Below are 9,889 nucleotides of genomic sequence, written 5' to 3'. Positions count from 1 at the left end.
CCCCCGAGCAGCCGCGGCGCGAGGTCTTCCTGGCGGGCACCGGCCAGTCGCTCGTTGCCGCCGCCCCCGCTGAGTCGCGCCGGCCGCATATCGTCAACCCGGTCGCGGGTAGCGTCTATGCGCTCGACCCCGACATCCCGCCGGCGCGTCAGCGGCTTTCGGTCGGCGTCGTAGGCTCGGCGGCGGCGCACCATCTGCTATTGGATCGCCGCGACCTGGGCCCGGCCGACGCGCACCCGCTGGTGCTGCCGATCCCCGGCGTGCATCTGTTGCGGCTGGTCGATGCCGGCGGAGCGGTGGTCGATCGGGTCATGTTCACCGTGCGCTGAAGTCGCGTGGCCGCTGCCGAGCCACTGTTGTCTTGCGTTTGTAACGTCCAGGCCCGATCTGACGCCTGACCACCGGAGATTCGACCATGGCCTCGATCGCCTTACGCCAGGACGGCGAGCGCCGCGGCGTTGCCGATCATCGGGTGCACCCGCTCGCGGCGGCCACTTTCGTGGCGGTGCTGATCGCGGGCATCGCCTTTGCCGCGACCAACATCGCGCTCGACACCCGCGACGTCGGCGAGCCGCTGGCGATCGGGGCGTTCCTGTTCCTCGGGCTGGCGCTGATGATCGCGCTGGGGTTCGAGTTCGTCAACGGCTTCCACGACACCGCCAATGCGGTGGCGACGGTGATCTACACTCACGCGATGAAGCCGGTGCCGGCGGTGATCTGGTCCGGCGCGTGGAACTTCATCGGCGTCATGGTCTCGACGGGAGCGGTGGCCTATTCGATCGTGACGCTGCTGCCGGTCGACCTGATCCTCGGCGTCGGCTCGGCGGCGGGCTATGCGATGATCTTCGCGCTGCTGCTGGCGGCGGTGATCTGGAACCTGGGCACCTGGTATGTCGGCCTGCCCAACTCGTCGAGCCATGCGCTGATCGGATCGGTGCTGGGCGTCGGCCTCGCCAACCAGCTCCTCGCCGGAGGTCCGGGCGGCGCGTCGGGGGTCGAATGGGGGCAGGCGGGCAGCGTCCTGCTGGCGTTGCTGGTCAGCCCGGTCATTGGCTTCCTCGGCGCGGGCGGGATGCTGCTGGCGATGAAGCGGATCGTGCGCGACCGGACGCTGTACGAGGAGCCCAAGAGCGACGCGCCGCCGCCGCGCGGCATCCGTGCGCTGCTGGTCTTCACCTGCACCGCCGTCTCGTTCGCGCACGGCGGCAATGACGGGCAGAAGGGCATGGGCCTGATCATGCTGATCCTGATCGGCGTCGCCCCCACCGCCTATGCGCTCAACCGCACCATGCCCGACAGCTCGACGCCGGTGTTCGTGCAGGCGGCGGCGCAGGCGCAGACCGCGTTTCGCGCTAGGGCTGGCGGCGAGGTGGTGCCGGCGCGCGAGGCGGAGGGCGTGCTGCGCCAGGCGATCCGCAGCCGGCAGGCCGACCGGCCGCAAGTCTATGCCGCGCTCGCCGCCGAGGCGGGGGTGATCAGCGCCGACCTCAAGGCCTATGGCTCGATCCGCCAGGTCCCCGCCGCCGCCACCCGCAACCTGCGCAACGAGATGTATCTCGCCTATGACGCCTCGCACCTGCTGACCAAAGACGAGGACGCGGCGAAGGCGACCTTCCCGGGTGGCGGCGACAAGGCGGTGGTCGCGTATCAGAAGCTGCTGGAGAACGGCACCCGCTACATCCCGACCTGGGTCAAGGTCACGGTCGCGCTGGCGCTGGGGCTCGGCACGATGATCGGCTGGAAGCGGATCGTCGTCACCGTCGGCGAGCGGATCGGCAAGCAGCATCTGACCTATGGCATGGGTGCCTCGGCCGAGTTGATCGCCGCCGCGACGATCCTGCTGGCGCAGTTCAAGGGGATGCCGGTCTCGACCACCCACATCCTGTCGAGCGGCGTCGCCGGCACCATGGCGGCCGATGGCGCGGGGCTGCAGGGGGGAACGGTGCGCAACATCATCCTCGCCTGGGTGCTGACCCTGCCGGCGGCGATCATGCTGGCCGGATTGCTGTATGCGCTGTTCCTGACGATCGTGCGCGCCCTCGGTATTTGACAGGCCGGCGGGGGGCGAATTGCCGGCCTGACGGAACGCTTTAGTCAAAAGGACGCTTGGTCGGTGGTCACGCCAGGAGAAGCTCCATGTCCCAGCCCGTCCGCTATTCCGCCGATGTCGAGAAGGTCGAGCCCGGCGAGGGCGACACGATCCGGCAGCTGCGAGAGCAGTTCAAGCTGATCCAGGACACCACGTCGAAGGACTATGACCATGCCGTGCGCGCGGTCCACGCCAAGGCGCACGGGATCGCCAAGGGCAGGCTGACGGTCAAGGACGACCTGCCGCCCGAACTGGCGCAGGGCATCTTCGCGCAGGCGGGCAGCTTTGATGCGGTGCTGCGGATCTCGACCAATGCCGGCGACATCCTCGACGACGATATCGGCCTGCCGCGCGGGCTGGCGCTGAAGGTCATGGGCGTGGAAGGCGAGCGGCTGCCGGGATCGGAGGACGAGACCAGCCAGGACTTCATCATGGTCAACGGTCCGGTATTCTCCGCGCCCGACGCCAGCGCATTCCTCAAGAACCTGAAGCTGCTCGCCAAGACCACCGACCGCGGCATGGGGGCGAAGAAGGTGCTCTCCACGCTGCTGCACGCGACCAACACGGCGCTGACCGCGGTCGGCGTCGAGTCGCCGACCATCCAGCAGCTGGGTGGTGCGCCGCAGGTGCATCCGCTGGGCGAGACCTACTACTCGCAAACTCCCTATCGCTTCGGCGACTATATCGCCCGCTGGCAGCTGGTGCCGGTGTCGCCGGAGCTGACCGGCTTCACCAAGGAGGTGGTCGACACCGCCGGGCGTCCGGATGCGCTGCGCGAGGAGGTGCGGCGCGGGCTGGTCGAGGGCGGCGGCACCTGGGAATTGCGGGTGCAGCTCAACACCAATCTCGACGCCATGCCGATCGAGGATCCGACCAAACCGTGGGACGAAAAGGAAAGCCCGTTCCGCACCGTCGCGATGCTGGCGGTGCCGGCGCAGATCTCGTGGGAGCATGGCGAGAGCGACCGGCTGGACAACACATTGTCGTTCAACATCTGGCGCGGCGTGGCGGCGCACCAGCCGCTGGGCGGCATCAATCGCGCGCGCAACGACACCTATAGGCAATCCACCAGCTACCGGCGCGGGTTCAACGGCTGCCCGATGCACGAGCCGCAATCGATCGCGGAGCTAGAGTCGGCCGGCTGATACGGCAGGCGGCAGCGTCGCCTGTCTTTGACCCGAATGGTTAGCGGCTCGTGCTATCGGACCCGCCGGGCGGCGCGATGCGGCGGACGGCCTCCAGCAGCTCGGTTGGAAACATGGCGATGATCGTCGAGTTATGCTCGACGCCGATCTCGGCCAGCGTCTGCAGCCGGCGCAGTTCGAGTGCGCCGGGTGTCGTGCCGATCGTCGCGGCGGCGTCGGCAAGCGTGCGCGCCGCCTCCTGCTCGCCTTCCGCCTTGATGATGCGAGCGCGCTTCTCGCGGATCGCCTCGGCCTCGCGCGCGATCGCGCGCTGCATCTGCGGCGGGATGTCGAGGTCCTTGATCTCGACCGCATCGAACTCGACGCCCCAGCGATTGCAGGTGGTGGTCAGGATGTCGAACAGCCGCTTGTTGATCGTCGTGCGGTCCTTCAGCATTTGATCGAGGTCGCTCTGGCCGACCGCGTCGCGAATCGCCGTCTCCGCCGCCTGGATGATCGCCGACTGCCAGTTCTCGACGGTGGTGACGACCCCGGCGGCGTCGAAGGCGCGATACCAGAGGACGGCGTTGATCCTGATCGCGACACCGTCGCGCGTCACCGTCTCCTGCGTTTCCAGCGCGTGAGTGATGGTGCGCGTGTCGACCTTCACAACCCGCTCGACCAGCGGGATCAGCCAGAACCAGCCCGGCCCCTTGGTCTTCTCCAGCCGGCCAAGGCGGAAGACGACGCCGCGCTCATATTCCTGGTTGATCCCGAACGACTTGAGCGCGAGCGGCAGGAACAGGAACGCCAGCAGCGCGACGACGATCAGCAACGGCACCATCATGGGCCTCTCTTGTCCGATCACGGATGGTAAGCGCGCTCGCCATGCTCGGCAATGTCGAGGCCCTCATGCTCATCGTCGATGCTCGAGCGCATCCCCCACAGCTTGTCGATCGCGACGAACAGCACGGCGGCCACGATCCCTGACCAGAGCAGGGTGATCAGCACGCCCTCGATCTGGGTGACGACCTGCGCGCCCATCGCATAGGTGCCCGCGACCATCGTCCCCGGCTTGGTCGTGTAGTCGGGGATGCCCTGTCCGCCCAGATACGGCGCATCGAGCACGCCCGTCAGGATCGCGCCGGTGATGCCGCCGACGCAATGGACGCCGAACACGTCGAGGCTGTCGTCATAGCCGAACCGCGTCTTCACCGTGCTGACGAAAAAGAAGCAGATCGGCGAGACGATCAGCCCCAGCACCACCGAGCCCATCGGCCCGGCATAGCCCGACGCCGGCGTCACCGCGACCAGCCCGGCGACCACGCCCGACGCCGCGCCGAGCAGCGACGGCTTGCCGCGCACGATCTGCTCGACCAGCAGCCACGACAGCCCCGCCGCGGCGGTGGCGACGAAGGTATTGATGAAGGCGACCGCGGTCACTCCGTTGGCCTCCAGGTTGGAGCCGGCGTTGAAGCCAAACCAGCCGACCCACAGCAGCGACGCGCCGATCATCGTCATGGTCAGCGAGTGCGGCGGCATCGGTTCGCGCGGGAAGCCGGCGCGCTTGCCGAGCAGGATCGCCATCACCAGCCCGGTAATGCCGGCGTTGATGTGGACGACGGTGCCGCCGGCGAAGTCCAGCGCGCCCTTCTGGAACAGGAACCCTGCATCCTGGGTGGCGGCATCGAGCACCGCGCCGCCTTTGACGGCGGCGTTGGCCATCACGTCGGGGCCGCCCCAATACCAGACCATGTGCGCGATTGGGAAATAGACCAACGTAACCCACAAGGCGGTGAACAACATCAGCGGCGAGAACCGCACCCGCTCGGCGATCGCGCCGACGTACAGCGCCGGCGTGATGCAGGCGAAGGTCATCTGGAAGCAGATATAGGCGTACTCAGGAATGTAGACGCCGTTCGTAAAGGTCGGGACAGTCTTGTTGGCATCGACACCGATCAGCAACGCCTTGGACAGGCCACCGAAGAAGGCCCCAAAAACGCCTGGGCCCCCGGTAAACGTCTCCGAATAGCCCCACGTCACCCAGATCACTGCCACTAAGCAGACGATCATCAGCACCTGGGTCAGCACGCTGAGCATGTTCTTGGCGCGGACCAGTCCGCCATAGAACAGCGCCAGCCCCGGCACCGACATCATCAGCACCAGCAGCGTCGAGACCAGCATCCAGGCGGTGTCGCCCTTGTCGACCGTCGCCTTGGGAATGGTCGCGGCCCCCGACGGCGTCTGCGCCAGCGCCGGGTGCGCGGCGAGCAACGCCAGGCCCACCCCAGCGATACCGAGGCCCAGTCTGGTCGTCCGGTTCATGCCGCCCTCCTTCACAGCGCCGTCTCGTCGGTTTCGCCGGTGCGGATGCGCACCGCCTGGTCGATGCCGAGGACGAAGATCTTGCCGTCGCCGATCGAGCCGGTGTTCGCCGCCTGCTGGATCGCCTCGACGACACGGGCGCAGACCGCCGCGCTGCACGCGACCTCGACCTTGAGCTTGGGCACCATGTTGGTCGAGTATTCCGCCCCGCGATAGATTTCGGTCTGCCCCTTCTGACGGCCGAAGCCCTTGACCTCGGTGACGGTCATGCCGGCGACGCCGACGCCGCTCAACGCCTCGCGCACCTCGTCGAGCTTGAACGGCTTGATGATGGCGACGACGAGTTTCATCGGGCGGCCCCTCCCTCAGGTTGAGCCGTTCAGATCATCCGCCCCTTGGCTCGATGCCCCGGAAGGCTCGACGCTCGAATCGCATCGAGGCTAACAGCGATGAGCCCGCCCGCAACAGCTTATTGCGTCCGTTTCGTTACGGGCCGGGCGATCAGACCGAATAATACATGTCGAACTCGACCGGGCTCGGCGTCATCTCCCAACGGGCGACCTCGGCGAACTTGATCTCGACATAGGATTCGATCTGCTCCTTGCTGAACACCTCGCCCTTGAGCAGGAACTCATGGTCCGCGGTCAGCGCGTCGAGCGCCTCGCGCAAGGACGCACACACCGTCGGCACTTCGGCCAGCTCGGCGGGCGGCAGGTCATAGAGGTTCTTGTCCATCGCCTCACCCGGATGGAGCCGGTTCTGGATGCCGTCGAGCCCCGCCATCATCAGCGCAGCGTAGCAGAGATACGGGTTGGCCATTGCGTCGGGAAAGCGGATCTCGACCCGCTTCGCCTTGGCACCGGTGCCATAGGGGATGCGGCACGATGCCGAGCGGTTGCGCGCCGAATAGGCGAGCAGCACCGGTGCCTCATAGCCCGGCACCAGCCGCTTGTAGCTGTTGGTGGCGGGATTGGTGAAGGCGTTGAGCGCCTTGGCGTGCTTGATGACGCCGCCGATGAAGAACAGGCACATGTCGGACAAGCCGGCATAGCCGTTGCCGGCGAACAGCGGCTCCGACCCGTTCCAGATCGAGAAATGGGTGTGCATCCCCGAGCCGTTATCCTCCTTGATCGGCTTGGGCATGAACGTCGCCGACTTGCCATAGGCGTGCGCCACCTGGTGGACGACGTATTTGTAGATCTGCATCCGGTCGGCGGTGGTGGTCAGGGTGCCGAAGGTCAGGCCCAGCTCATGCTGCGCGGCGGCGACCTCGTGGTGGTGCTTGTCGCAGGGCAGGCCCATCTCGATCATGGTCGAGACCATCTCGCCGCGGATGTCGACGGCGCTGTCGACCGGCGCGACCGGGAAATAGCCGCCCTTGGCGCGCGGACGGTGGGCGAGGTTGCCGCCCTCATATTCGCGGCCGGTGTTGGTCGGCAGCTCGATGTCGTCGATCTTGAAATAGCTCTGGTTGTACGACGTGTCGAAGCGGACGTCGTCGAACATGAAGAACTCGGCCTCGGGTCCGACATAGACGGTGTCGCCGATGCCGGTGGTCTTGAGGTACGCCTCGGCGCGCTTGGCGGTCGAGCGCGGATCGCGGGCGTACAGCTCGCCGGTGACGGGATCGGCGATGTCGCAGAACACGATCAGCATCGGCGTCGCCGAGAACGGGTCGGTATAGACCGCGTCCAAGTCTGGCTTGAGCACCATGTCGGACTCGTTGATCGCCTTCCAGCCCTCGATCGACGAGCCGTCGAACATCAGGCCGTCTTCCCACTCATCCTCGCCCATCACCGAGGCGACCATGGTGAGGTGCTGCCACTTCCCCTTGGGATCGGTGAAGCGCAGGTCGATCCACTCGATCTCCTCGTCCTTGATGCGCTTCAGGATGTCGTTTGCCGCGTTCGCCATGGAAGCCTCTATGCCGGTTCGAAGGATGGGAAAGGGTTAGCTATGTTGCGCTGCAGCGGCAAGGTCGCGCGTCGCAGGCGTCAAAGGGCGTCAGCATCGCGCTCGCCGGTGCGGATGCGCAGCGCGGTCTCGACCGGCAGGACGAAGATCTTGCCGTCGCCGATGCGGCCGGTCTGCGCGGCGGCGGCGATCGCCTCGACGCAGCGGTCGGCCTGCGCGTCCTCCACCACCACTTCCAGCTTCACCTTGGGCAGGAAGTCGACGACATATTCGGCCCCGCGATACAGCTCGGTATGGCCCTTCTGCCGGCCGAAGCCGCGCGCCTCCAGCACGGTGATGCCGGACACGCCGATCTCGTGCAGCGCTTCCTTGACCTCGTCGAGCTTGAACGGCTTGATGATCGCCTCGATCTTCTTCACCGTCTCCGCTCCCTTGTCATGTGACGGTAACGTGCCAGCAGCCTCGCCGCGCGGCAAGACCGATTACGCAGGCGCGCGCGTGCTTGCCACCCACCAGGCAAAGACGGTGAGGATCGTGTAGGCGGCGAGCGCGCTAAGAGAGGTGGCGGCGGGGGCGGGATCGATCGCCTCGTGCGGCCGGGGGCCGAGCCAGGCCGCAAGCTGGAAGCCGAGCAGCGCCGCCGTCAGCAGTATCAGCGCGACCTTGCCGCGCCAATCGCGGGCGTGGGTGCGGTTGGCGTAGAGGGTCAGCGCCGCCGCGGTGATGCCCAGCTCCAGCGGCATGGCGATATAGGGATGGTTCCACAACCCGAACCCGAACCGTTGCGCGCCGCCCGCAAGCGTCAGGTCGGGCGTGTGGGTGAGGAGGTCGAGGAACCAGGCGCCGACGACCACGCCCGCGCCGATCCACGCCGTCCGGTTGATCCCGCCCGCCAGCCGCACCGCCAGCGCAAACCCCGCCGCCCAGCCGAGCGCGCAGAGCAGGCTGTGCGTCCAGCGCACGTCGTAGAGGTCGAGCGGACTCATCGTCGTGAACCAGGGCTGGATGCCGTAATGCTCTACGCCCGCCAGCGCGAGCAGGTACAGGGCGATGTCGATCAGCTGCGCAGCGATGAACAGCGGCCCGAGCCTGGGCGCACGCGGCAGCGTCGCGGCGGCGAGGGCAGGGGCGTAGTGGCCGATGAACATAGCCTACCGGGTCGGGCGGGGTGAGCGGCTCGTCAGCGGTATGTTCATACGTCCTGCCGCGCCAGCCACTCTTCGAGCCACTTGATGGTATAGTCGCCCGCCTGGAACTCGGGATCGTCGAGCAGCGCCTGGTGGAGCGGGATGGTGGTGGTCGGCCCTTCCACCACGAACTCTTCCAGCGCGCGGCGCAGACGGCGCAGGCAGCCCTCGCGGCTGGTGCCGTAGACGATCAGCTTGGCGATCATCGAGTCGTAATAGGGCGGTACGCGATAACCGGCGTACAGCCCCGAATCGACGCGGACGTGCATCCCGCCCGGCGCATGGAACTGCTTCACCAGGCCGGGCGAGGGAGCGAAGCTGCGCGGGTCCTCGGCGTTGATGCGACATTCGATCGCATGGCCGCGGAACTCGACATCCTCCTGGCGCAGGGTCAGGCCGTGCCCTTCGGCGATGCGGATCTGCTCTCGCACCAGATCGAGGCCGGTGATCATCTCGGTCACCGGATGCTCGACCTGGAGCCGGGTGTTCATCTCGATGAAGTAGAACTCGCCTGCTTCCCACAGGAACTCGATCGTGCCCGCGCCGCGATAGCCCATGTCGGCCATCGCCTTGGCGACAATGCCGCCCATCCGGTCGCGCTCCTGCGGCGAGAGGATCGGCGAGGGGGCCTCCTCCAGCACCTTCTGGTGGCGGCGCTGGAGCGAACAGTCGCGCTCGCCGAGATGGATGGCGTTGCCTGCGCCATCGCCGAACACCTGGAACTCGATGTGGCGTGGGTTGCCGAGATATTTCTCCATGTAGACGGTGGCGTCGCCGAACGCCGCCTTCGCCTCGGTGCCCGCCTGCTGCATCTGGGTCTCGAGGCTGTCGGGGTCGTTGACCACCTTCATGCCGCGGCCGCCGCCGCCCGACGCAGCCTTGATGATGACCGGATAGCCGATCTCCGCCGCCAGCGCTTTTGCCTCGTCGACGTCGTGGATCGCGCCATCGGAGCCCGGCACCAGCGGCAGGCCCAGCGCGCCGGCGGTCCGCTTCGCCTCGACCTTGTCGCCCATGGTGCGGATGTGCTCGGGCTTGGGGCCGACGAAGATCAGCCCGTGCAGCTCGACGATGTCGGCGAAGCGCGCGTTCTCGCTGAGGAAGCCATAGCCGGGATGGATCGCGTCCGCGCCGCTGATCTCCGCCGCCGAGATGATGTTGGGGATGTTGAGGTAGCTGTCGGTCGCGGCCGGCGGCCCGATGCAGATCGCCTCGTCCGCCAGCCGGACGTGCATCGCGTGGGCGTCGGC

At 67.2% G+C, this 9,889-nt stretch carries 9 protein-coding genes and 1 pseudogene; 3 read left to right on the top strand and 7 right to left on the bottom strand.

What is annotated here, in order from left to right; genetic code table 11:
• The 3 genes and pseudogenes from HUU96_RS06180 to HUU96_RS06170 all read left to right on the top strand — a co-directional run.
• Window positions 1-329 (top strand): annotated as a pseudogene (locus HUU96_RS06180) (penicillin-binding protein 1C); the annotation flags it as partial.
• Between the two features lie 86 nt (window positions 330-415).
• Window positions 416-2,050 carry an inorganic phosphate transporter gene (locus HUU96_RS06175; protein ID WP_174291968.1) on the top strand — a complete coding sequence of 545 codons (1,635 nt, stop codon included), beginning with the start codon at window positions 416-418 and terminating at the stop codon, window positions 2,048-2,050.
• Between the two features lie 86 nt (window positions 2,051-2,136).
• Window positions 2,137-3,234 carry a catalase family protein gene (locus HUU96_RS06170; RefSeq protein ID WP_174291967.1) on the top strand — a complete coding sequence of 366 codons (1,098 nt, stop codon included), beginning with the start codon at window positions 2,137-2,139 and terminating at the stop codon, window positions 3,232-3,234.
• A 40-nt stretch (window positions 3,235-3,274) separates the two neighbouring features.
• On the opposite strand, the gene HUU96_RS06165 is transcribed toward HUU96_RS06170, so the two are convergent.
• The 7 genes from HUU96_RS06165 to accC all read right to left on the bottom strand — a co-directional run.
• On the bottom strand, window positions 3,275-4,060 hold the full coding sequence (locus HUU96_RS06165; protein WP_174291966.1) for an SPFH domain-containing protein: 786 nt from the start codon (window positions 4,058-4,060) through the stop codon (window positions 3,275-3,277).
• A 17-nt stretch (window positions 4,061-4,077) separates the two neighbouring features.
• A complete protein-coding gene (locus tag HUU96_RS06160; RefSeq protein ID WP_174291965.1) occupies window positions 4,078-5,538 on the bottom strand; it encodes an ammonium transporter in 1,461 nt (486 codons plus the stop codon).
• An 11-nt stretch (window positions 5,539-5,549) separates the two neighbouring features.
• Window positions 5,550-5,888 (bottom strand): P-II family nitrogen regulator, encoded by a 339-nt coding sequence (locus HUU96_RS06155; protein WP_174291964.1) that lies wholly within the window; start codon window positions 5,886-5,888, stop codon window positions 5,550-5,552.
• Window positions 5,889-6,039: 151 nt separating this feature from the next.
• Window positions 6,040-7,452, bottom strand: a complete 1,413-nt coding sequence (glnA, locus tag HUU96_RS06150) for a type I glutamate--ammonia ligase (RefSeq protein WP_174291963.1) — start codon at window positions 7,450-7,452, stop codon at window positions 6,040-6,042.
• 80 nt (window positions 7,453-7,532) lie between these two features.
• Entirely contained in the window at window positions 7,533-7,871 is a 339-nt protein-coding gene (locus tag HUU96_RS06145) for a P-II family nitrogen regulator (protein WP_174291962.1), read from the bottom strand.
• 63 nt (window positions 7,872-7,934) lie between these two features.
• Window positions 7,935-8,600: a hypothetical protein gene (locus HUU96_RS06140; protein ID WP_174291961.1), complete on the bottom strand. Its 666-nt coding sequence runs from the start codon at window positions 8,598-8,600 to the stop codon at window positions 7,935-7,937.
• Window positions 8,601-8,644: 44 nt separating this feature from the next.
• Window positions 8,645-9,889, bottom strand: a 1,245-nt coding sequence (accC, locus tag HUU96_RS06135; RefSeq protein ID WP_174291960.1) for an acetyl-CoA carboxylase biotin carboxylase subunit, incomplete at its 5' end; no start/stop codon positions are given.

This window comes from Sphingomonas bacterium (assembly GCF_903644135.1).
GTDB lineage: Bacteria > Pseudomonadota > Alphaproteobacteria > Sphingomonadales > Sphingomonadaceae > Sphingomonas.
The sequence above is the reverse complement of the archived record's forward strand: the minus strand, read 5'-3'. Positions and strand labels throughout refer to the sequence as shown.